The sequence below is a fragment of the Halorubellus amylolyticus genome (genome assembly GCF_034808145.1).
Classification (GTDB): Archaea; Halobacteriota; Halobacteria; order Halobacteriales; family Natrialbaceae; genus Halorubellus.
In genome coordinates this window covers 204,457-227,709 of sequence record NZ_JAXHGM010000002.1, presented here as the reverse complement: position 1 = coordinate 227,709, position 23,253 = coordinate 204,457, and the positions used below count along the sequence as shown (strand labels likewise).

19 protein-coding genes are annotated in these 23,253 nt (G+C 71.3%); 8 read left to right on the top strand and 11 right to left on the bottom strand.

The window, feature by feature from the left end; translation table 11 throughout:
• Positions 1–112: 112 nt before the first annotated feature.
• Together SM754_RS06880 and SM754_RS06875 are read left to right on the top strand one after the other, a co-directional pair.
• Positions 113–2,137: a hypothetical protein gene (locus SM754_RS06880; RefSeq protein ID WP_323675489.1), complete on the top strand. Its 2,025-nt coding sequence runs from the start codon at positions 113–115 to the stop codon at positions 2,135–2,137.
• A gap of 162 nt (positions 2,138–2,299) precedes the next feature.
• Positions 2,300–4,384, top strand: coding sequence for a hypothetical protein (locus SM754_RS06875; protein WP_323675488.1), 2,085 nt, complete (start codon positions 2,300–2,302; stop codon positions 4,382–4,384).
• 36 nt (positions 4,385–4,420) lie between these two features.
• On the opposite strand, the gene deoC is transcribed toward SM754_RS06875, so the two are convergent.
• From deoC to gatD, 4 genes are all read right to left on the bottom strand, one after another.
• Complete coding sequence (deoC, locus tag SM754_RS06870) at positions 4,421–5,062, bottom strand: deoxyribose-phosphate aldolase (protein WP_323675487.1); 642 nt, start codon at positions 5,060–5,062, stop codon at positions 4,421–4,423.
• A gap of 77 nt (positions 5,063–5,139) precedes the next feature.
• Complete coding sequence (locus SM754_RS06865) at positions 5,140–5,850, bottom strand: rhomboid family intramembrane serine protease (protein ID WP_323675486.1); 711 nt, start codon at positions 5,848–5,850, stop codon at positions 5,140–5,142.
• A gap of 70 nt (positions 5,851–5,920) precedes the next feature.
• Entirely contained in the window at positions 5,921–6,967 is a 1,047-nt protein-coding gene (locus tag SM754_RS06860) for a GNAT family N-acetyltransferase (protein WP_323675485.1), read from the bottom strand.
• Between the two features lie 2 nt (positions 6,968–6,969).
• Positions 6,970–8,235 (bottom strand): Glu-tRNA(Gln) amidotransferase subunit GatD, encoded by a 1,266-nt coding sequence (gatD, locus tag SM754_RS06855; RefSeq protein ID WP_323675484.1) that lies wholly within the window; start codon positions 8,233–8,235, stop codon positions 6,970–6,972.
• Positions 8,236–8,803: 568 nt separating this feature from the next.
• Between gatD and SM754_RS06850 the strand changes: the two genes are divergently transcribed.
• Positions 8,804–9,469 (top strand): DUF8526 domain-containing protein, encoded by a 666-nt coding sequence (locus tag SM754_RS06850; protein ID WP_323675483.1) that lies wholly within the window; start codon positions 8,804–8,806, stop codon positions 9,467–9,469.
• 18 nt (positions 9,470–9,487) lie between these two features.
• On the opposite strand, the gene SM754_RS06845 is transcribed toward SM754_RS06850, so the two are convergent.
• Together SM754_RS06845 and SM754_RS06840 are read right to left on the bottom strand one after the other, a co-directional pair.
• A complete protein-coding gene (locus SM754_RS06845) occupies positions 9,488–10,150 on the bottom strand; it encodes an ArsR/SmtB family transcription factor (protein ID WP_323675482.1) in 663 nt (220 codons plus the stop codon).
• Positions 10,151–10,210: 60 nt separating this feature from the next.
• Positions 10,211–11,233, bottom strand: a complete 1,023-nt coding sequence (locus SM754_RS06840; protein ID WP_323675481.1) for a hypothetical protein — start codon at positions 11,231–11,233, stop codon at positions 10,211–10,213.
• A gap of 365 nt (positions 11,234–11,598) precedes the next feature.
• Between SM754_RS06840 and SM754_RS06835 the strand changes: the two genes are divergently transcribed.
• Together SM754_RS06835 and SM754_RS06830 are read left to right on the top strand one after the other, a co-directional pair.
• Entirely contained in the window at positions 11,599–12,039 is a 441-nt protein-coding gene (locus SM754_RS06835; protein ID WP_501993760.1) for a DUF5802 family protein, read from the top strand.
• A 116-nt stretch (positions 12,040–12,155) separates the two neighbouring features.
• Entirely contained in the window at positions 12,156–13,052 is an 897-nt protein-coding gene (locus SM754_RS06830; protein WP_323675480.1) for a Vms1/Ankzf1 family peptidyl-tRNA hydrolase, read from the top strand.
• 79 nt (positions 13,053–13,131) lie between these two features.
• Here SM754_RS06830 and SM754_RS06825 read toward each other — a convergent pair whose 3' ends face one another.
• Complete coding sequence (locus tag SM754_RS06825) at positions 13,132–14,862, bottom strand: sensor histidine kinase (RefSeq protein ID WP_323675479.1); 1,731 nt, start codon at positions 14,860–14,862, stop codon at positions 13,132–13,134.
• Positions 14,863–15,157: 295 nt separating this feature from the next.
• Between SM754_RS06825 and SM754_RS06820 the strand changes: the two genes are divergently transcribed.
• Complete coding sequence (locus tag SM754_RS06820; RefSeq protein WP_323675478.1) at positions 15,158–16,177, top strand: N-acetyltransferase DgcN family protein; 1,020 nt, start codon at positions 15,158–15,160, stop codon at positions 16,175–16,177.
• Entirely contained in the window at positions 16,174–17,214 is a 1,041-nt protein-coding gene (locus tag SM754_RS06815) for a dipeptide epimerase (RefSeq protein ID WP_323675477.1), read from the top strand. Before SM754_RS06820 ends, SM754_RS06815 begins: the two co-directional genes overlap by 4 nt.
• 21 nt (positions 17,215–17,235) lie before the next feature.
• Here SM754_RS06815 and SM754_RS06810 read toward each other — a convergent pair whose 3' ends face one another.
• From SM754_RS06810 to SM754_RS06795, 4 genes are all read right to left on the bottom strand, one after another.
• Positions 17,236–17,955 (bottom strand): transcriptional regulator TbsP domain-containing protein, encoded by a 720-nt coding sequence (locus SM754_RS06810; protein ID WP_323675476.1) that lies wholly within the window; start codon positions 17,953–17,955, stop codon positions 17,236–17,238.
• A 120-nt stretch (positions 17,956–18,075) separates the two neighbouring features.
• Positions 18,076–20,121: a His/Gly/Thr/Pro-type tRNA ligase C-terminal domain-containing protein gene (locus SM754_RS06805; protein ID WP_323675475.1), complete on the bottom strand. Its 2,046-nt coding sequence runs from the start codon at positions 20,119–20,121 to the stop codon at positions 18,076–18,078.
• Positions 20,122–20,190: 69 nt separating this feature from the next.
• Positions 20,191–21,267: a DUF7972 family membrane protein gene (locus SM754_RS06800; protein WP_323675474.1), complete on the bottom strand. Its 1,077-nt coding sequence runs from the start codon at positions 21,265–21,267 to the stop codon at positions 20,191–20,193.
• Between the two features lie 155 nt (positions 21,268–21,422).
• Complete coding sequence (locus SM754_RS06795; protein WP_323675473.1) at positions 21,423–22,262, bottom strand: PspA/IM30 family protein; 840 nt, start codon at positions 22,260–22,262, stop codon at positions 21,423–21,425.
• Positions 22,263–22,572: 310 nt separating this feature from the next.
• Between SM754_RS06795 and SM754_RS06790 the strand changes: the two genes are divergently transcribed.
• Positions 22,573–23,247, top strand: a complete 675-nt coding sequence (locus SM754_RS06790) for a CocE/NonD family hydrolase (RefSeq protein WP_323675472.1) — start codon at positions 22,573–22,575, stop codon at positions 23,245–23,247.
• Positions 23,248–23,253: the final 6 nt, after the last annotated feature.

Here is a 23,253-nt window from a genome sequence, read left to right as displayed (position 1 = left end):
CCCGGTACGCCGGAGGATGTTTTCACCGAGTGACGGTGCGTATCATGTGAACGCACCGCAACGAATGTCAAACGGGAAACGATTATGGTAGCGTAGTTCCACGAACTAGTGCATGGAATTCCCCGACAAACTTCGGTCGTCCACCGCCTTGCTGGTGGCGCTCCTCGTCGTCTGTTCGAGCGCCGCGAGCGTCACCGCCCTGGCGGGCGCGACGACAGCCCCCGCGAACGGAGCGTCCACGGCGTCGGTCGCCGCGACGACGCCAGCGGACAACGACACGGTCGAACCGGCAGACGAGATATTCGTCCACGAGAACGGCGACGCCGTCCTCGCGTACGAACAGAACGACACCGAGGACGGCACCGCGTCCACCGCGACCGGCCACCTCGGACTGAACGTCACCGAGGGCCTGATGCACGTGCTCGTCCGCGACGACATCGAGGACGGCACGAACGTCACGGGCGACGCGCAGGTCGTCCTGACGCCGTCGTCCCTCGCCGGGAACGGCTCGTTCCAGGCGCCGCGCCCGGAGAACCTCGAGAACCTCGACGTCGACGTGAGCGCGAAACGCACCGCGTCCGACGCGTCCGCGCGAGCGAACCTCGACATGACGTACGTCGACGACAGCGAGTACTCGATGACGTCCACGGTCGAGTCCGCGTCCACGGACGGCGAGATGTCCGTCGCGGCCAACGAGTTCTCGACGAGCGGGTCCGCGAACGTCCAGTACGCGGAGGACCTCGGGATGGTCCAGCACCGCGAGTACACGCTCGAAGAGGGCACGAACCAGTACCGCCTGCAGGCCTCCGAGGAGTACTACGTCTCGTCGTACTTCGCGAGCCAGTGGGACACGGAGGAGAACGCGACGGCAACCATCGAACAGCAGTACGCGAGTATCGCGACCGCGCTCGGCGGGAGCGCTGACGTGCGCGTGTCGAGTTACTCGTTCACCGAGGCCGACGACGGCCGGATGCTGCTCGACATCGAGTACCAGATCGTGTACTCGAACATCGACGACGCGCTCGGCCAGCAGGTCGCGCAGTCGATCACGAGCGCGGAGGACGTCGAGGTATCCACGGAGACCGCCGAAGCGGTCGGTGACGCCGTGGCGGAACTCAACGTCGACAACGTGCACGCGAACCTCGACGCCGAGGGCAAGTCGATGCAGGCGTCCTGGGACGTCCAGCTGAGCGAGTACGAGCCGCTCGTCGACGCCGGGCTCGACCTCGCGGAGGAGGCGAGCGACGACGAGAACGTGACCGAGCAGATCGAGACGGCTCGCCAGCAGTACGAGGCGATGAAGGCCTCGGAACTCGTGCAGACGTACTCCTGGGAGGGGTCGCTCTCCTCGCCGAGCGAGGACGCGGTCCGCGTCCAGGGGTCGTTCCAGTTCGACACGCAGAACTACGAGGCGTACGTCGCCGAGCTCGAGCAGCGCGACCTCCCGACCGGCGGCGAGGTGTCGTTCACGGCGACCGCGCAGACCGAGGGTGAGGAGGTCGTCGCCGAGATGGAGTACAGCGTCGAGCAGGAGAACCTCCTCGACCAGACGCTCGGGAACGTCATGGAGTCCGCGAACTCCGCGAACGCCGGGACCGGGACCGGGACGGCCGCTGGCTCGGAGAACGTCAAGCGGTTCGTCGAGGCGTTCCAGCGGTCGGAGTTCGAGAAGGCGAAGATGAACGTGAACGTCGGGAGCGACGAGGTGACGTTCCAGGCGGGCGCGAGCTTCGAGAACATGACGTCGTTCCGCGCCGTGATGCAGGACGAGTTCGGCGGGGACATCGCGTCGATGAACGCGAACCTCGGCGATGACTCGAAGGCGTACGTCGCTGTCGAGGGTGCGTTCGGCGAGAACGCCTCCGAGAGCGCGGTGCGCTCGCACAAGGCGGTCGGCGAGGACACCGAGGTCCACCTCCCCGGCGACTGGAACTCGTCCTCGACGGAGTTCCCGAAGATGGACCAGGAGGAGGCGCGTGACTACCTCGGTATCGAGGAGCCCGAGACGACGAGCGACGGGACCGGAACGGACGACGGGAGCGGTGGGCTCCCCGGCTTCGGCGTGCCTGCGGCGTTCGCCGCGGTCGCCGCGGTCTCGGCGCTCCTGCTCGGACGCCTGAACCGTCGCGACGACTGACGACTCGGTCGCCCTCCACTCGTTCTTTCTTTCGGACGCCGCGTCGACCAGCGGCAGCGCTCTCCTCGGGTCGCCCCCGGACTCGGGCGTGACGCGACCTCGCACGACGCGTGCTGTCAACCACCGAACTGCTGAAGGGGTTGGGTGTCGTCCGTCGGGTGAATGAGTGTCTCTGCGCCGCTGGACCGCCGGACCGTCGTCCTCGTGGTCACCGTCGTCGTCTGCGTGACGCCAGCGAGCGCTGGGACGGCCGCCGGCGGTGGGGCAACCGAGCACGCCACGTCGCCGACCGTCGTCGAGGACCGCGCGAGCGCGTCCGCGGCGTCGCTCGCGCCCGTGGACGTTCGTCCCCCGAACGAGTCCGTCGAGCGCGCGGACGACGTATACGTGCGGGAGAACGGCGACGCCGTACTCGTGTACGACGACGCCGAGCAGGCGGCAGCGGTCGGCGTGAAACCGACCGCCAGCGGGTTCGTCGGCGTGAATCTCACCGAGGGGCTCGTGCACGCACTGGTGCGGGACCCGGACGCGGGTACCGCGAACGTCACTGGGACCAGTGAACTCGTGCTCGCTCCCGGTTCCGTCGGCGGCGAGGGAGAGTTCCGGCTACCGCGACCCGAGTCACTCGAATCGCTCGGTGGCTCGTTCGGTCTCCACGTTACGCGGACAGAGGCACGGGGGGACCTGTACTTCGACGCGTCGTATCGACCCGCGAACGGAAGCGGGCCGCTGTCGCGGATCGAGTCCGCGAGGACGAGCGGCGAGGTCGTCGTCGACGCGGACACCGTCCGCGCGAACGGACGGGTGTCCGCGTTCGCACCCGGCGCCGACGGCGTCGTAGGGGAACGGACCTACGCGGTCGAGGAACGCTCGACCGCGGGTGGAGCGAGCGCGTACGAGCTCGCTGCGACCGAGCAGTTCCGCGTCGCCGACGCGCGCGCAGGTCGGTGGGACTCGCGGGCGAACGCGACCGCGACGCTCGACGCGCAGTACCAGCGGGTCGCCGCCGCGCTCGGCGGGAACGCCACGGTCAGCGTGCGGTCGTACGAGTGGGCGGACAACGGGACGGTAGACGACAGGGTGACGGTGACGTACGCGGTCGTGTACGAGGGCGTCGACGAGGCGGTCACGGAGGCTGTCACGCGATCGGTTCTCGAGACGGATTCGGTGGACGCGTCTGCGGAGACAGCAGCGGCAGTCGGTGACGCGATTGGGGCCGTCGACGTCGATCGAGTCCGAGTCCACCTCGCGTCGGATGGGCAGCGCGTCCGCCGGACGTGGAACGTGAGTCTCTCGAACTACGACGACCTCGTCCAGGCCGGCTTCGCGCTCGGCATCGAGCACAGCGACAGCGAGACGCTGACCGAGGAGCTCGAGCTGGCACGCTCGAAGTTCGATGCCAGTCGAGCCGCGAATCTGACCCATTCGGTCACCTGGGAGGGCGACCTCACCTCCGTGTCTGAGAGTCGCGTGAACGCGACCGGCGAGGTTCGGTACCGGACGGAGAACTACGAGGCGTACGTCGACGAACTGGACGACCGCTACATCCATCCGCGAACCGAGATATCGGTCGGCGGTGGAGGCGTCACGGACGGCGAGCAGGTCTCGGTCGGATTCCAGTACAGTCTCGAACGGGAGGAGCTCCTCGACCGAGGCCTGGACGTCGTCGTGAACGCGGAGACGCCGGCGACGGTGGAGTCCGAGCGACTGGAGCGATTCCTCGCCGCGGTCAATCGGGCGAGCCTCGAACGCTCCCGGCTGGACGTCGCGGTGGACAATGGCACTGTGACCCTCGAAGGCGGTGCCGGCTTCGAGAACGCGACCGCACTCCGGCCGGTACTCGCCGACGCGTTCGGTCGGGACGTCTCGGCACTCTACGCAGGGCTCGACGAGGAGGCGGAGGATTCGAGGACGTACGTCCGCCTCGACGGGGCGTTCGGCGAGAACGCGACGACGGCGGCGGTCCGCCGACACGAGGCCGTCGGCGAGAACACGACCGTTCATCTCCCCGAGGACTGGGACGAGGAGGACGAGACGTTCCCCAGCCTGGACCGGCTGGACAGTGGCATCTACGTCGGGCTGTCCGGGTACCACCGCGGAGACCTCGTCGTCGAGTCGACGACCGAACCGGAGCGCACCGACACCGAGGACGGCGGGATTCCAGGGTTCGGCGTACCGACGACCGTTGGGACGTTTGCGCTCCTCGCAGCACTGAGCGTGCGCCGGAATCGTCGCCGACGCCAGTGACGTCGCGATGCGCGGGCGGAGGCGGCCGGGTCGCGGTCAGTGCTGCTGGTCGTAGTCGTCGACGATGGCGGCGCCGCTGGACGCGCCGATGCGGACGGCGCCGGCGTCGAACATCTCGCTCGCGGTCGAGTAGTCCCCGACGCCGCCGCTGGCCTTGACGGGCAGGTACTCACTCATGAGCGCGACGTCGTCGACCTCGGCGCCGCCGTCGGCGAACCCCGTGGAGGTCTTGACCATGTCGGCGTCGGCCGCTCTGGCGGCCTCGCAGGCGGCGTGCTTCTCCTCGTCCGTGAGGAGCGCGGTCTCGATGATGACCTTCACCGGAATGGGGACGGCGGCGACGAGGTCCGCGAGCTCGCGCTCGACGGCGTCGACGTCCCCAGCTTTGAGGCGACCGATATTGACGACGACGTCGAGCTCGTCGGCGCCGTCGTCCCACGCGCGCGTCGCCTCGTCGAGCTTCGCGCCCGGCGCGTGCTGGCCCTGTGGAAACCCGACGACGGTCGCGAGCGTCACGTCGGGCGCGTACTCGCTGGCTTCGGCGACGTAACACGGCGGGATGCACGCGTTCATGCCGTACTCGCTTGCGGTGTCGAGGACGGTCTCGACGTCCGCGAGCGTCGTCTCCGGGCCGAGGACTGTGTGGTCGATGCTGGCGGCGAGTTCCTCGCGATTCATGTGCACGTACTCCCGGCGCTCGGAGATTAAACCCGGCGACATCGCGTCCCTCGGCGCGGCGTCGTCCAGTCCGCGAGTCACCGGCGGGCGGCGCGGCGATGCAGGCGGTGCGTCCACGCGGTCCAGACGCCGACGAGGAGCCCGACGAGGTGCGCGCCGTTCAGCCAGTCGAACGCGAGGTAGGGGCCGGTCGCGACGTCCGCGAGGACGGTCGCGGTGGCGGTGACGCCGAAGACGGCGGCGACGCGCTCGCCGGCGGTGGTCCGGTCGAGGACGCCGTACACGGAGAGGGCGTCGCGGTCGAGGGAGACGCCGGCGACGGGGAGGCCGAGCGCGTACCCGGCGACGGCGTACGCGAGCCCGCTGGCGCCGTACGCGGTCACGGGCCGGACGGTGAACGCGGCCTTCGAGAGGTAGCCGCCGAGGGCGGCGAGGACGGCGGCCGCGAGCAGGAACGCGACGTAGTCACGGCGCCGGAAGTGCGGTTCGACGACGGTGCCGACGACCGCGAGGACGACGACGTTCGCGGCGAGATGCGGGAGGTCGCGGTGCAGGAGCGGGGAGAGCAACCATGCGAGCGCGGGTTCGCTGACGAACACGGACGCGGTGACGACGCCGATGGGCGCGTCGAGCCGGAGTGCGGTGACGGCCTGCACGAGGAAGACGAGGAGGACGCTCGCGACGACGAGCGCCGTCACTGGCGCGTCGCGCTCGCGGACATCGGCGGCGAACGCGCTCGCGGCGCGGCCTGCGAGCGCGACCGGCGACTCCGCGTTCGCGTCGCTCACACTCGAAGAGGGGGCCTCCGGCCGGTTAAGGTCTGCTGCCGGCGAGACGGCGTTCCCGCGGGTCGCCGGGTCAGCGCAGGTGGGCGTCCGCGCGGTAGTCCGCGGTGAGGTCCGCGGCCATCACGAAGTCCGGTTCGTCGCTGATGCCGGCGCGGACGAGGCTCGCGTCGGAGACGTGGCGGGCGGTCTCCGGGATGAGGACGCGCGTCTCGGTCGCGTCGACGCCGGCGGCGTCGCGGGCGATGCCGGCGACGAGCGCGCGCAGCGCAGCCACGGAGTCCCAGCCGGCGACGCCGTACTCGACGTGCGTGCGCTCGACGCCGTCGTCGTCCTCGCGCTCGTAGTCGCGGACGCGATAGGAGACGGCGTGCGTCCCGCGGTCGCTCCGCACCGCGAGGAGCTCGCGGTCGTCGGCGGCGGCGGCGAAGGACTCGCGCGTGAGTTCGCTGACCGCCCAGGACTCGTCGGCGGTGAGGCCGAGGCCGCCGAGGTGCTCGCGCGCGTCGCTCGCCGTCCAGTACGACCACGCCGCGTTCACGTCATCGGTCACGCGGTAGCCGTCGGGGACGGTGGCGTCCGCGTCCGGGTCGGGGTGCATCCAGCGGAACTCGGTCGCGGGCGCGAACCCGACGCCCCGCGAGTGCCCGAGGCCCGCCATGTTCCACGAGAACACCATGTTCCGCGCGACCGTCGCACCGCGCTCGCGCGCCCAGTCCCACATCTCGTGAGTGAGTTCCTTCCCGATGCCCGCGCCGCGGTACTCTGGGTCGGTCCGCATCCCCTGACACCACGCCTCGTGCTCGCTGAGCAGGACGACCTGCGCGATGGAGACCACCGCGTCGTCCACCTCGGCGACGCACGTGAACTGCCTGTCCTGCGCGTCCGGGTCGTCGGCCTCGATCCAGTCGTGGTAGACGTCCGGGATGTAGTCGCTGCCGTCGCGGTCGCTCCACGTGTCCGCGGTGAACGCCGCGACGTCGTCGTAGTCGTCGTGGGTCGCACGCCGGTACGTCGCGTCCGCCGCGGCGGTCGCGTCGACGCCGCCGTCGGTCGCGAGCGCGGTCGTCGCCGTCGCGTTCGCGCCGACGTTCTCGGCGCCATCATCGTCGTCGCGCATCGTCACTCCCAGGGTACCGACCGCTCGTGTATCTCGCCGGCGAGGTCCTCGCCCATCGCGGCGGCGGGGTCGTCGCGGTTCGCGAGCACCCACATGAGCTTCACCTTCGCCGTCCCCGGGAGGACGTCCTCGCCCTCGACGACGCCGGCGGAGAGCAGGTCGCGGCCGGTGTCGTACACGCGGTCGCAGACGCGGCCTTCGAGGCACTGGCTCGTCATCGCGACGGTCGTCCCGTCGTCGACGAGCGATTCGAGCGTCGGGATGAGGTCCGTGTGGACGTGCCCGAGCCCGGTGCCTTCGACGACGACGCCCGCCTTCCCCTCGCAGCGCTCGAGGAACGCGGGGTCCATGCCGGGCGTGAACTTCACCAGTTCCACGTCCGACGCGAGCGCGGGCTCGATATCGAGGTCGACGCCGTCGCGTTCGGCGTGCTCGCGGCGGAACGTGATGGCGTCGGACTCGCTCTCGGCGGCGGCGTCGTAGTCGACGACGCCGAGCGGTTCCGCGCCGACGGTCTCGAACGCGTCGCGCCGACTCGTGTGGTTCTTGCGCACGCGAGTGCCGCGGTGGAGCGCGCAGTCGTCGTCGCTCTCGCTCGCGTGCATGCAGACGAGGACCTCCGCGCAGTCGCTCTTGGCGGCCTCGACCGCGCACACCGCGTTCATCACGTTGTCCGACGACGGTCGGTCCGCGGACCGCTGACTGCCCGTGAACACGACCGGGACGGGCGTGTCGAGCATGAACGCGAGCGCGGACGCGGAGTACTGCATCGTGTCCGTCCCGTGCATCACGACCACGCCGTCCGCACCCGCCTCGATCTCCTCGTGGACCGCGTGCGCGAGCTCCTGCCAGATGCCGGGCTCCATGTTCTCGCTGAGGATGTTCGCGACGACGCGCCCGCGGTAGTTCGCGCGGCCGGCGAGGTCCGGGACCGCACGCAGCACGTCCTCCGCGTCGAACTGCGCCGTCACCGCACCGGTGCGGTAGTCGACGGTCGAGGCGATGGTGCCACCGGTGGAGATGAGGCTAATCGTCGGGAGCGCCTCGTCGAACTCGATGGTCGAACTCTCGCCCTCGTCGGGGTCGTCGCCCTCGATGTCGTACACGCCGGACTCGAGCACGTCGACGTCGGCGCTGTCGCGGTCCACGCCGACGTTGTACCCGCCGTCGAGCTTCACGACGAGCTGGTCGGCGTCACTGGACGGCAACAGGACGCCCTCGTAGGTCTGGTCCGCGCGGTCGACGCGAACGCGGTCGCCTGGATTCATACACCCCGCTACTCCGCGCGCGGACCTAAAGGCTACTCAATCGGCAGCGGTCGGTGCCGTCGCACCATCCGGCCAGCCCCAGAAGTTTACGTCTCGTGCAAACTACTGGCGTCCGTGACGCCTCGTCGATCTCGATGCGAGTGCGACAGCCACCGCAGACACGACCACCACCGCACCCGCACCGCGCCCTGCCTTTCCCCTGCTCGCAGCGCGCGCAGTTCCGCGCGCGTCGCTCGCGGTCCGGTAGACGGGGCAAGTCGCAGGTTCGATCGCCGGCGGGCGCGCGGTGATGTAGCGGCGTGACCGACGGCGAACGCCGCTGTATCGATACTGCGCGAGGGACGCCGAGCGAACGCCAGTGAGCGAGAAGTCGGCTGGGAGGACGAGGTGCGGTGCCGTCGCGGTCGCGGTTGCGGTCGCGACCAGCGCACCCACCGCGAGCGCTCGGAGAGCGCGAGCGGCCTTTTTTCATCAACGTTTTTTCAAGGAGTGGTGGCCCGCAGGGCCACCCGACGTAGAAAAAAGGTTGTGCGAAAAGCCCATGTCAGTTCGAGAGGAAGTACGGGGTATGAGCGACGGGTCGAAGGAGGAGACCGTCGAGAAGTCCACGGACGAGTTGCTGTCCGAGACGGACGACATCTTGAGTGGACTGGACGACGGCGGCAGCGGTGACGCGGACGCGTCCAGTGCCGCGTCTGGACGTGGTTCGAGCGTCGACGATGCCGTGACCGACCTGGACGCTGAGGCGGGAACCCGGGACCGGAGTACCAACCAGGGAACGGGAGGCACGGACGCCGCTTCGGGGTCGACCGCGACGGACGACCGCGGGTTCCGGAAGTACTTCGACCCGTCGAGCGCGGGCATCTCGGCGGTGCTCGTGTTCGCGGGGGCGATGGCCGGTGGCGTCGTCCCGATTCCATTCGTCGGTGGACTCGCGCGACTGCTCGGCGTCGGCGTCGGCGCGTTCGCGCACGGCCTCGGCGCGAGCGACAGCCGGTACGCGGAGACGCTCGTCGCGAGCGGCGTCGTCGGGTTCCTCGTCGCGGTCCTCACAACCAACATGTTCGTCACGCTCTCGGGCGTCGGCGTGCCCGTCCTCGCCGTCTCGACGATAGCGACGATGCTCGTCGCGCTCGTCGGCCACTACTTCGGGCGCGACCTCCGCGCCGGCCTCACCGCCGACGTCGACGGCGGGAACGGTGGCGGGCAGGACGACGACGTCCCCGGCTGGTGACACCGTCGACCACTCCTCTCAGTCGTCGGTCGCGAGCGTCCAGCCGTCGGTCGCGTGCTCGACGAGCCCGTTCTCCTGGAGGTCCACGAGCACCTCCTCGATCATGCCCGGTGGGGCGTCCACCGCGTTCGCGAGTTCGACGACGCTCCGGGGCTCCTGTTTGACCGCGGAGAGGACGTCCGCGTACATCCCGGAGTCCTGGCCGGCGCCGACCGCCTCCGTGATGCGTTCGAGGACGTCCGTCATCCGGCCCTGCACGTACCGCTGCGCGAGACTCAGTTCGTTCTCCAACTCCTCCAGGCGCGCCAGGTCGCCGAGGAGTTCGTCCGTGTCGTGGTCCTCGTCCGCGTCCTGAATCTCCAGGCTGAGGTGCGTGCAGTGGTTCAGGTTCAGGGACTTCGACGCCGGGTACGCGCTCTTCGTCGCGAACCCATAGGGCGAGACGTTCACCTCCAAGCGGAGGTTCCGCGCGATGTGGAAGTACTTCCGACGCTGGTCGTCGGTGTGACTCTCGATGAGGCCCGCGGTCTCGAGCTTCCGGAGGTGCTCGATGACGGCCTTCGGGGAGACGCCGAGGTACTCGCTTATCTCCGTGACGTAGCACGGTTTCCGAGCGAGCAGGCGGAGGATCCGCCGTCGGTTCTCGTTCCCGAGGAGGTCCAGTAGGGCCGCGGAGTCCATTCAGCTATGGGTTGACGGCGAGCGCGTAAAAGAATGTCTGCTGTCGTCGACCGGGCGAGGTCAGCGCCGGCCGGCGATTCGCTGGTCGATCGACGGCGCGTGCATCCCGTCGGTCGCGGTCAGCGCGTCCGGACCGTTCCCGTTCCCGCCACCGCTATCGTTTCCACCGCCGTTCCCGCTACCACCGCCGTTCCCGCTACCACCGCCGTTCCCGCTACCACCGCCGTTCCCGCTACCACCGCCGTTCCCGCTACCGCCACCGCTCCCGCTACTGCCTGGCCCACTGCCGGAGGAGTTTCCCGGGGTCACGCTCCCGTTCGAGCCGTTCACCGTCGGTCCCTGGACCGTGTCGTTCCCGGGGTTTTCGACGCCCGGGCCGCCTTCGCTACCGTTGGGGGCGCCGGGCGCGCCGTTCCCCGGCGTGGAGTTGTTCGCGCCCGGTGCGCCGTTCCCCGGCGTCCCGTTCTGGCCGGGCGGACCGGCGCCACCGGGGCCCTTGCCGGGCGTGCCGGCGGGTGGGCCGCCGACGCCGACGCTGAGGTTCCGCGCGACGGCGGCGACCTCAGGGCCGGTCATGTTCCGCGCGCTCGTCCGGAGTTCCGTCAGGCGCGTCGTATTCACGCCGGCCTTCCGGGCGCGGTCGCTCGTGGCGTTGAGCGCGCTCTGGAGCGCGTCGATGCGAGCGGCGAGCGCGCTCATCCGGGCGGTGTACGCGACGTCGCTCATGTCGTCCTTCTGCGCGAGCAGGCGCTCCTTCTGGTTCTGGAGTGCGTTCAGGCGGTTCGTCAGGGCGTTCGCGCGTTTGTCGACGAGGGCGTCGGCGCTCGCGTTGCTCTGATTCCACTCGGCGGCGAACATGCCCTCGTCGACGGAGGCGTTCGCGTCCGAGGCGCTCGCTTGCATGAACGCGGACATCTCCGCGCCCATGCTGGCGTTGCTCCCGTTCGGTGCCGTCGAACCGGCGTCGCCGACGGCCTGCTGCTGGCTTCCGACGGCGGCGGGCCCGAGCGGGCCGGCCGCGGCGACGGAGACCGCACCGAGGACCGCGAACAGCACGAGGGAGACGGCGAGGGTCGTTCTCATCACTTCGTCGGAAGACTGCCAGACCCTAAAAGGAGGTCGTTCGTTTCGGACCGTTCAGACCCGTTTCGGGCGCGCGACTCGACCGTTCAGGAGCGTTCAACCCGCCGCAGTGTGTCGGTTCTTCGTTCGTCGACGCCGCCGCCAGTACCGCGGCGACCATGGGCGAGTGCGGGGGTCGACGCCGAGCGTCCGTGCGAGGACCACGGCGGCGTGCCGACCGGAGCGAAAGCGCCGCACCGGCGTGCCGACCGGAGCGAGAGCGCCGCGGTCGTGCCTGGTCGGTTCGCCGGTCGTTCCGTCGGGCGTTTCGAACCCCGAACCCCCGGAAGGCTTTTGGTAACAAGTATCATGGACTAGGATGCGAGATGTTCGAGGAGTTCTCAAGCGGCTACTACCTCGGGCGACTGTACGTCACGCCGTCGCGCGAGGAGCGTGCGCTCATCGAGCGCACCACGCACGAACGGGTCAGCGAGCAACTGTACACGGCGGCCTCGGAGACGTCGACACCGGAATCGCTCGTGATGAAGCTCGACACGGCGCACTTCCCGGTGCACGGCGACGACGGCGTGCCCGCGGAGACCCTCGCCGTCCCGGAGGAACTGCTCTCGTCGCTCGACGTCGGGAACCCGCCGACGTTGACCGAGGTGTTCCTCGCGAAGGCCGACCGCGCCCAACAGCTCCTGCGGTTCACGCGCCCGACCGCCGGCGACGACGACGAGGACGACGACGGCGCCACGCGATTCGGCCCGGGCGGCCCGAGCGGCCCGCGTGGACCGTCCGGGCCGGGTGGCCCGAGCGGTACCTGAGCCGGCCCCAGGGTGCGGGACCGGACGCTGTCGGCGGGCGCTGCGTGCTGGTCGCCCCGTGCTTCGCGTCGCGAGTCCCGGAAGCGTCAAGGCGCCGGCCACCGGCGTCGTAGACGATGCTCGACGAGTTGCTCGGGCGCGCCGCCCTGAAGGACCGCATCGACGAGCTAGCCGACGAGAAGCGACGGCTCCGCGAGCAGCTGGACGCCGAGGAACGCCGGCGGTCGGAGGCGGCGAGCGCGCGCCAGGACGCCGAGGAGCGCGTCAACCGGCTCGAGGACAAGATCGCGCAGCTCGAGGGGGAACTCGAGCGGGAACGCGACCGCGATGGCGACGCGTCGCTCGCGTATCGACGCGTCGAGGCGCTCCGCGGCGAGCGCCTTGACGCCGTGGTGGGGCGACTCCGGAGCGTCGACGCCGGCGCGGAGGGCGCTCTGACGGCGTACGTCGACGATGGCGACCTCCCTGACGCGGTCGCCGAGGCGTTCGGGGACCGTGCCGCGCTCGTCCAGCGCGCCGCGCCGTGTCTCGCGCTCGCGGACGACGCCGGGGTCGTGAGCGCGACGCTCGACGTCCCCGCCCCACCCGAGGCGTTCTGCGAGTGGAGCGACGGGTTCCGCGTCGACGACGAGTGGCTGCGGCCGACCGGGTCGTTCGCGCTCGCGCTCGTCCGCGCTGGCGTGTTCGCCGTCGGCGAGTACGACGGCCGCGAGCGCGTCTCCGTCCGCGGGTTCCGGAGTGACGTGAAGGGCGACCACTCGAAGGGCGGGTTCTCGCAGGGGCGGTTCGAGCGCCGTCGGGACGCCCAGATCGACGAGCACCTCGCGGACTGCGAGGCCGCGGTCCGCGACGTCGACCCGGAGCGACTGTACGTCGTCGGCGACGCTCGCCTCGTCGACGCCGTCGACGTGGACGCGACCGCGACCGCCGCCGTCGACGCCAGCGGCGACCCCGAGGACGCGCTCGACGACGCGTTCTACGAGTTCTTCACGACGACGCTCCGCGCTATCTGAGCGGGACTGAGAGCCGCAGCGCGTGCCGTCCCCACCGACTGCCCCCATCGGAGCGTGCCGTCCCCACCGACTGCCACCCTCAGAGCGTACCGTCGTCGCCGCGCCAGCGGCCGTCGTCGGCGTCCGGGTCGCGCGTCGTCCCCGCGATGGGGAGTTCGATCGTGATGCTCGTGCCGTCGTCGACCGTTATCGACACGGAGCCGTGGAGGCGTTCGACGCCCCAGGTGACGATCCACAGGCCGAGTCCGCTCCCGTGTTCGAGCGCGGACTCCTCGCCGCTGCGGAGCGCGGCCAGTTCGACGTCGGGGATGCCCGGGCCGTCGTCCGCGACGGTGAGTTCGACGACGTCGCCGTCGACGCGACCGCTGATGCTGACCGAGCACGCGGCGTCGTCGTCCGGACGTCCGTGTTTCACTGCGTTCTCGACGAGGTTCGAGATGACGGCGTAGACGACCGTGCTCCGGGCGACCGCGACGTCAGGGACGTCCACGTCGAACGCGACGTCGGAGTGTTCGTGGGTCGTCGAGTCGACGAGGTCGCCGACGAGCGCCGCGAGGGACCGCGCGTCCTCGTCGTCGGTCGCCATGATCGTCTCGACCGTCCGCGCCTTGTGCGAGAGGTCGACGAGTTCCTCCGCGACCGCCGCGATCTCCGCGGCGACCGCGGCGTCGGCGTCGTCGAGTCGCGCTTCGAGTTCGCGAGCGCGGCCGGTGACAACGTTCATGTCGTTCCGGAGGTTGTGCCGGAGGACGCGATTGAGGACGGCGAGGCGTTCCTCGCGGCGCTCGGTCTCGGTGACGTCCCGGAACACGAACACGCGCCCGACCTCCTGCGCGTGCTGGTCGACGACGGGCGACTGCTCGATGGCGTACCGGCGCGTCCCGCTCGTGTTCCAGAGGTGCGCGTTCTGGTCGAACGTCCCGTCGACGAGCGTCTCCGCGTCGACGAGCGCGTCGATCTCCGCGCCGAGCGCGTCGTCGGGGTCGACGCCGAGGACGCGGCCGGCGACGGGGTTGCATTCGACGACGCGGTTCCGGTCGTCGACGACGAGCACGCCGTCGCGGAGGCTCTTCGTGACGACGTGCTGGCCGAACCGGCGCGTGGCGGGGACGTTCTCGAGGAAGTCGTACCGGAACATCGCGTTCCCGAACGCGATCGCGGACACCGCGAGCGCGTACGGCGTGATGTTCAGGCCGCGCAGTGGCGTGACGTCACCCATGGAGAACAGCGAGACGAGGAGGGGTATGGCGACGCCGACGAGGAGCGCGATCGTCTGGTCGCGGTAGAGGTGACCGGCCGTGAGGCCGAACCGGACGATGACGGCGGCGCCGGCGAACGTGACGGCGAACAGGTAGAGGCTGAGTGCGAACGTCAACGGCCCGAGGTCCTGGTCGACGAGGTGGAGGCCGCCGACCTCGACGAAGTCGTACTGTTTCCAGACGAGCGTCCCGGGGTCGGCGAAGAGGACGGCGACGAAGACGACGGTCGGCGCGACGAGGAGCGCGAACCGACGCCGTGTGAGTTCCGCGCCGTATCCGGCGTACTCGAACGCGAACCACAGCCAGAACACGGGAACCACCGCGGCGTACACCCAGTGCATGCGTTCGAGGAACAGTCGTATGCCATGCGTCTCGACGAGGAGGCCGACGCACGTCGTCGCCGCCCACGCGGCGAGGAGGACGCAGAGCACGCCGAAGGGACGCGACGCCGGTCTGTCGCGGTGCCGGTGAGCGGCCACGCTGAGCGCGAGCGTCGCCACCGTCGCCAACACGAGCCCGATGACGTACGGGGACGCGAGAACCGCGAGCATCGAATCGACAGGACGTACGAGAGGTTAGGCCATAAAGCCTCTCGCTGATTCCGGCTGGTGTTTCTGGTTATCACCGCCACATCTCCGTGGTATCGGTGAGTCGTGGCGAGACGCAGCGACCACCCGCCGTGGGTGTCGAGCACCCGACAGCAACGCCATCGGCGGCGGGGGGAGAGCACGCGCGACCGTCGGCCTGGAGCGACTGCGAGCGTACGACCGTCGACTCCTCGGGGAGGAACCGAGCGCGCGCCGACGTCCGGCAAGGTTCAAGCGAGGGGGGGTCGTCGTCGGGAGTATGCGGATAGCCATACTCGCCCACGAGCAGTTCCCCGGGCGCGCGAAGACCGCGCTCGGCGTGCTCCGGTACGGCGACCACGACGTCGTCGCCGTCCTCGACCGCGACAACGCGGGGGACCGCGTCAGCGATCACGTCGCCGGCGTCCAAGACGCGCCCATCGTCGCGTCGATGACCGACGCGCCGGACGCGGACGCGCTCGTCGTCGGCATCGCCCCGATCGGCGGCGGGTTCGAGGAGTCCTGGCGCGACGACGTCCGCGTCGCGCTCGAACGCGGCTGCGACGTCGTCTCCGGGCTCCACCACTTCCTCGCGGACGACGACGAGTTCGCCGCGCTCGCCGCCGAGAACGGCTGCGAGCTCGACGACGTCCGCCGACCGCCCGAGGACCTCGGGGTCGCGGACGGCGTCGCGAGCCAGGTGGACGCCGAGGTCGTCCTCACCGTCGGCACGGACTGCTCGGTCGGGAAGATGACCGTCACCGAGGAGCTCGCGCACGCCGCGACGGCTCGGGGCGTCGACGCCGCGGTCGTCCCGACCGGCCAGACGGGGATCATGATAGAGGGCTGGGGGACGTGCGTCGACCGCGTCGTCAGCGACTTCACCGCGGGCGCGGTCGAGGAGATGATCCTCGAGGTCGGCGACGACCACGACGTCCTGTTCGTCGAAGGCCAGGGCGCCATCACGCACCCGGCGTACTCCGCCGTCACGTGCGGAATCCTCCACGGCTCGCAACCCGACTCGCTCGTGCTGTGTCACGAGGCCGGCCGAGAGGTCGTCCACGGCTACGAGGAGTACGCGCTCCCCGACCTCGGGACGGCCGTCGACCTCTACGAGTCCCTCGCCGCGCCCGTACACGATGCCGACGTCGTCGCCGGCGCGCTCAACACCGTGAACGTCGACGCCGACGGCGACGCCCGGAGCGCGGTCGCGGACTACGAGACCGCGCTCGGCGTCCCCGCGGGCGACCTCGTCCGGTTCGACGACGACCGCGAGCGCGTCCTGGAGGCGGTCCTGTGACGCTCGAACTCGACGCCGAGCGCGTGGCCCTCCCGCTCGCGGACACGTTCACCATCTCCCGTGGGAGCCAGGACGTCGCGGAGAACGTCGTCGTACGCGTCAGGACCGACGAAGGAGGGACCGACGCGGTCGGCGTCGGTGCGGCCGCGCCATCGCGTCACTACGGCGAGACCGCGGCGACCGTCGAGGCCGTGCTCCCGGACCTCGAAGCCGCCATCGCCGACGTCGACCCGTTCCGGACGCGCAGGATAGAGGCGGCGTGCCGGCGCGCGGTGAACGACAACCCGGCCGCGCGCGCCGCGGTCTCCGTCGCGGTCCACGACCTCGTCGCGAAACGCCTCGACGTCCCCCTCCACCGCTACCTGGGACTCGACCCGGAGGCCGCGCCGGCGACGTCGTTCACCATCGGCCTCGACACCGTCGAGCGCATCCGCGAGAAGGCCGAGCGCGCCGCGGACGCCGGCTACGAGACCCTGAAGGTGAAGGTCGGCACGGACCGCGACCGCGCGGTCGTCGACGCCGTCCGCGAGGGCGCGCCCGACGCGACCCTCCGCGTCGACGCGAACGAGGCGTGGACGCCGAAGGAGGCGGTCCGGAAGACCGAGTGGCTCGCCGACGCCGGCGTCGAGTTCGTCGAACAGCCCGTCTCCGCGACCGACCCCGACGGCCTCCGGTACGTCTACGAGCGCTCGCCGCTCCCCATCGCGGTCGACGAGTCCTGCGTCGTCCCGAGCGACGTCCCCCGGGTCGCCGACCGCGCGGACATCGTGACGTGCAAGCTCATGAAGTGCGGCGGCGTCCAGGCCGCCCGCGACCTCTTCGCCGCCGCGCGAGCGCACGGCATGCAGACGATGCTCGGGTGCATGGTCGAGACGAACGCCGCCATCGCCGCCGGCGCGCACCTCGCGCCGCTCTGCGACCACGTCGACCTCGACGGGTCGCTGCTGCTCGCCGACGACCCCTACGACGGCCCCGTCCGCGAGGGCGGCGCCATCGCGTTCGACGACCGACCCGGGACCGGCGCCGTCGAACGCTGAGCGGGGCGGAACGCGGCCCGGTCAGGCGATGGCCGTCGTCGCGACCGCCGCGACGTCGGCGGGGTCGGCGGCCGCGAGGCGGTCGTCCGCGAGCGCGAACGCGTCCGGGTCGAGGACGCCGGCGGCGGCGAGGTCGTCGACGCGCGCGTCGACCGACGCTGGACTGGCGAGACCGCTGTCGGCCGCCCAGTCCCGGAGCGCGTCGCGGTCGACGTCGGCGCGGGCCGCGGCGAGCACGGCCGCGGTCGCGGCGTCCGAGTCGCCGGTGCCGCGCGTGCGCCCCATGGCGTCGTGGATGGCGGTGAAGTCGGCGGCCGCGTCCGCGCCGGCGACGCGCTCGAACCCGGCGCCGAACGCGTTCACGGTGCGCGCGGTCTCCGGGACCGCGAACCCGAGGCGGACGTAGACGCCCCGGAAGACGAGGTAGCCGCCGACGAGCACGCCGAGCGCGGCGACCGCGAGGAACCACGGCGCGGGGCTCGTCCGGGCGGCGACCGCGACGACGGTCACCGTCGCGATGACGAGCAGGAGCGTCTCGAGCGCGGCGATGACGAGGTTCGCGGCCTTCGACGGGTCGAGGAGCCGCGAGGGGTCGCGGAGGTCGGCGCGTGTCAGGTACGCGACGTCGTCGACGAACAGCTGTCCGCGGCCGCCGCGCGCGTCGAACCGGCCGGCGTACAGTCCCCACGCGCCCACGGCCAGCAGCACGCCGACGCCGGCCGTGACGAACCCTTCGAGCATGACGAGACAACCATGCGTGTTCAGATTATTAAGATTATGGGCCGGAGCGGGTCGAATTAGCGCGGGTCGAAACCGGGCGTCGTCCTCGACGTCCGTCACTCGGCACCGCCCCGACGTTCGCTACTTCGCGTCGTCGAACGCGAGTCGCGCCGAGAGCCGCCTCGGGGCGGCCGCGGGACGGGTTCCGGTCGTGCGACCGACGGTCGCCTCGGCGACCGCGTCCGCGACCGTCGCGGCGAGCGCGTCGACGTCCCGGTCGCGTTCCCGGCCGGTCGCGACGTCGGTCACGGGCAGTGCCCCGTCGGGGGACTCGTCGTCGCCGACGACGACGTACCGGGGGACGCGTTCGCGTTCCGCGCGCTCGATGCGTGCACCGACCGAGCGCGCGCGGTCGTCGACGTCGACGCGAACCCCTGCGTCCGCGAGCGCCGCGGCGATGGCGGCCGCGCGCTCGACGTGGTCGTCGGCGACGGGGACGAGTCGGACCTGGGTCGGGGCGAGCCAGTCCGGGAGCGGCGTCGAGGTGCTCGCGTCCTCGTCCAGCGTCGGGGCGCTCGCGTCTCCCTCCGGCGTCGGCGCGCCTTCGGTGGTCGTGGACGCGCCGGCGTCGCAGATTGCGGCGACCGTCGCGTCGAGCGCCCCCGCGGGCGCCGCGTGAACGACCGAGGGGACGGGGTCGACGTCGGGCGCGAAGTGCCGGAGGCCGTCGTCGTCGAGGCGGACCACGCCGGTCCGGAGCGCGTCGCCCTCGGGCGTGGCGACCGCGACCGCGACCCGGAGCGGCCACGCCGCGGGCCCGGTCTCGTCGACGTTGACGAGCACGGGCGCGTCGACGCGTGCCGCGAGCGCCCCCGCCCACTCGTTCGCGTCGTCGAACCCAGGAGTAGTCGTGACGACCGGCAGCGGGTCGAGCGCGCAGTCCTCCGCGAGCGAGTGCGCGAGCGCGGCGTGGTCGGCGACCGCGTCGCGAGCGGCCGCGTCGGTCGCGTGGACCTCGTGGACCGCCGGCGCGCACGACCCCGCCGACAGCGCATCCCGCGTGCCCGAACTCCCATCCCACGTTCCGGTGGCGGCGGGGGCCGGGGCGTCGGCGTCGAAGACCGCGAGCGGGGCGTCGGTCGCATCCACGCCGGCGTCCGCGAGCGTCGCGAGCGCCGTCCCCGCGCCGAGCGCGTCCGGGAGCACCCGTCGGTCCGCGAGCGCGACCCCGTGCCCGCCGGCGTCGAGCGTCGCCGCGTACGCTCGCACCGCGTCGTCGTCGAGGTCGAGCGCGCGCGGGCCGGCCACCCGCTGCGGCGACGGCGCTCGCTCCGCGACGAGGCCCGCGACCGCGTCCGCGAGCCGGTCGCGGACGGACGCACCGGCGGGCCGCAGGCGAGCGGCCGGGTCGAGCGGGTCGCGGTCGGCGACCCCGAGCGCGCGAGCGCGGTCGCCGCGGTCCGGCGGTGCCGCCCCCGACGGCGAACGCGTCGTGCGCGGCGGCGCGGGAAGCGACGGCACCACCGCACGGACCGCCCGCACGACCCCCGAACCCCGAGCGCGGTCGTCGACGAACGCGTCCGCCGGCTCGCGTCCACCATCCGGCGTGACCACCACCCAGTCGCCCTCGGTCGTGGACCTGTCCTGGCCCTCGACCGTGGCCCCGTCGCGACCCGCTTCCGCAGCGCTCGTGGCGGGGTCGACCGTGCACGCGGCGGTCGCGAACGGGTGCGCCTTCGCCTCGACGTCCACCGCGTACCGCCACCCGAAGCCGGCGGCCGTCGTCGCGAACCCCGCGGCGGGCCCGGTCCCGGCCTCGACACCGTCGAACGACCCGTCGTCGGTCGCGACCGCCGCCGGGAAGCCGTCCCAGACCCCGGCCGCCGCCGTCGGCGACGCCGCACGCGCGCTCAGGAGCGCGGACGGGACCAGGACGACGTCGTCCACGCGCAGGTCCGCCGCCGCCTCCCGGACCGCACGCGCGCCGGCCGCACGTACCGCGCCCGGAGCCGTCCCATCGCCCGACTCGACCGTCGCGAACGCGACGAGCGCATCCTCGAACGACGCCGACGCCACCGCCGCCTCGGACGCCGTCGTCGCCGCACGCTCGTCCGCGTCGTCCCGGTCGAGCGCCCGGTCGCCGCGCGAGAGCGACACCGCGTCGACGTGCACGAACAGCAATCGCATACCCCGACTACCCGACGCGGCGAGAAAAAAGACGCGAGCCCCGACCGCCGCGACCGACTCACCCTCCCCTCACGCGTCCTCGTCACCGTCGACGGTCGCACTGTCCCAGTCCAGGTCCACGCTCCGGTCGGTCTCCCGGAGGATGAACGGCCCGATGGAGAGCGTGCGCTTCGTCACCGTCGCGATGCGGACGACGTACGACAACAGCACCGCGAACGGGAACACCGCCACCGTCGTCGTCCCCGCGACCAGCACGAGCGCGTGCGACACCCCGAGCGTCTCGCCCGCCAGGAACGCCGCCTCCGGCTCGAAGAACACGATCATCGACACCGACGTCACGAGCGCCGGAATCGCCGCGTAGAGGATCGCTCGGGACAGGTCGACGAGCTCCCACTGGAAGTAGAGCGTCTTGAAGTGCTCGCGCGCCGGCCCGAACAGCTCCAGCGCCGCCGTGAGGTCGTCGAACGCCGCGTTCACCGCGTCCGTGCACTCGTCGGCGTACTCGTTCCGGAGACGCCGCGCCGCGTACAGCTTCCACGAGTAGTTGTAGTCAAGCGCCGCGAAGATGACGTCGAACGTCCCGAACTGCTCGCCCTCCAGGGCGTCGCCGACCGCGTTCGCGTTCCCCGCGACCGACCGCGCGAACGAATCGACGGCGTCGGCGAACTCCGCGCTCGCGTCCGCGTCCGCCACGGCGTCTTCGAGCGCGTCCGCCCGGTCCGCGCTCGCGTCGACGAGCGACCGCAGGAACGCCGACGGCTCCGGCGGAGCCGCCGCCGACGACAGCACGTCCTCGGCGTCCCGACGGAACGACATCGCGCCCTCCATGCGCTCGCGCTGATCGCCGACCGCCCCCAGCTCCTGGGAGAGCACGAGCTGGTTCAACGTCAGGACGAGCGTCACGCCCGTGATGATGGCGCCGACGAGCGCCTGGAACAGCGTCTCGACCGGATCGCCGGTCCGCAGCATCCGGATGGACTCCGTCGGATGGACGACGCCGACCGCGACCACCGTCGCGAACACGAACCCCGCGATGGCGAGCGCGAGCGCCCACCGGTTCACGCCCATCAGCACGCGGAGCTTCCGCGAGCTCGCCGCCGCGCGCTCGCGCATCGTGTCGCTCGGCTGGTCGGGCTCCTCGCTCATGCACCGTCGGTTCGAGCGCGTCCCTCAAAACAGTCCGGCCAACCCGACAGCCGCCCGTAGAACCTGCTTCCCGCCTCCGGGACCCGACCCCAGCCCGTGGGAGCACCGTCTCGTCAACGACAGCCGTCCGGCCGTCCCCGGCCGAGACGACCGACCTACCCCTCCTCGTCCTTCAGTTCCTCGAGTTCCGCCTCGACCTCGCTGTCGGCGACCTCCCCGCCCGCGTCCTCGCTCGCATCGCCACCGTCCGCCGCCTCCGTCTCCGTCTCCGACGCCGTCTCCGTCTCGGCGGGCTCGCTCTTGCCCATCTCGGCTTTGAGCGTGTCGAGTTCCGCGTCCACGCTCGAATCGGTCGACACCTGCTCGAGCTCGCGGTCGATGGAGTCCTTGTCGCTGAGGACGTCGTCGAACGCCCCGGAATCGTGGAGCTCGTCCATCGCCGCGGCACGAGCCTCCATGTCGTTCGTGCGCTCCTCCGCGCGCTCGATGGACCGCCCGACGTCCTCCATCTCGTCGCCCGCGCCCGTCATCGCCTCGCTGACGCGCGCACTCGCCTCCGCGGCCTCGTAGCGCGCCTTCATCGACTCCTTCTTCGTCTTGAACTCCTCGATGCGCTGCTGCAGCGTCTCCTTCTTCTCGACGAGCTGCTCCTGCGTGTTCTGGAGGTCCGCGATCTGGGACTCGAGCTCCTCGATCTGGTTCATCTTCGACTTCTTCTTCTCGAGGGCCTTCCGCGCCAGGTCCTCGCGGTCCTGTTTGACGGCCTCACGCGCCTGGTCGTTGTGCTTCTCGACGTTGTCCTCGAGGCGCTTCTTCTGCATCTCCAAGCGCTTCTTCTGCGTCGTCAGGTCCGCGATGCCCTTCTTGACCTGCTGGAGCTGGTCTCGCATCTGCTCGTAGGAGTAGTCGAGCGAGTCCCCCGGGTCCTCCGCGCGGTTGAGGACCGAGTTCAGTTTCGACCGGATGATGTACGATGCCCGAGACAGGATTCCCATACCCGTTTCCTAGCAGCCACGACCTTAAAAGCGTCAGGTTTCGAATGGGTACGCGTCGGTCACAAAGGAAGAACGTGTCACATGTCGACAGGCACCATGACGACGCATGCTCGGGGGATTTTGCCGGGGCGCACGTACGTCCGGACGCGACGGGGCTGGCTCCGTTGCCACCGCGGCGCCATCGGGCCACGCGCGACTGGGACTCCTCCTCCCGGGGGGAGAGGAGGACTCGTCCCGGTTCTCCCACGTGCACTGTCGACCCGACCGAGAGCCGGGGCGTTCAAGGGCCGACCGCGACTACCTCGTCGACATGACTGACTCCGACACGGTACTCGTCCCCGGTGGCCGGGACGTCCGCGCGACCCTCGACGCCGCCAGCACGGACGCGACCGCGTGCGTGGTCGCGTGCCCGCCGCATCCCCAGTTGGGCGGGGCCCGGAGCGACCGTCGACTCACCGCCACCAGCGACGCGCTCGCCGACCGTGGCGTCGACTGCCTCCGGTTCGACTACGGCGACTGGGACGACGGCTACGGCGAACGCGAGGACGCCCGGAACGCCCTCCGGTGGGCCGCCGACCGCTACGACGCCGTCGGCGTCTACGGCTACAGCTTCGGCGGCGCGATCGCCGTCCTCGCCGCCGCGACCGTCGACGTCCCCGTCCAGGCCGCCGCCGTGCTCGCCCCCGCGAGCCGGCTCGCGAACGACCTCGACGGCGCGGAGCCACGCTCCGCGGACGAGTCGAGCGGGCGAGGCCCGCTCGACGCCGCAGCCGCCGTCGAGGAACTCCCCTGCCCGCTCTGGGTCGGGTACGGTGAACGCGACGAGACCGCCGACTCGGGGCCGACGGTCGAGGCCGCGGAACGCTGCCACCAGCAGGTGCTCGCGTACGGGAGCGACCACCACTTCGTCGGCCAGCACGACGACGTCGGTCGCGACGCCGCCGAGTTCCTCGCGACGCACCTCGACGGGTCGACGTCGGCGTAAGGCGCA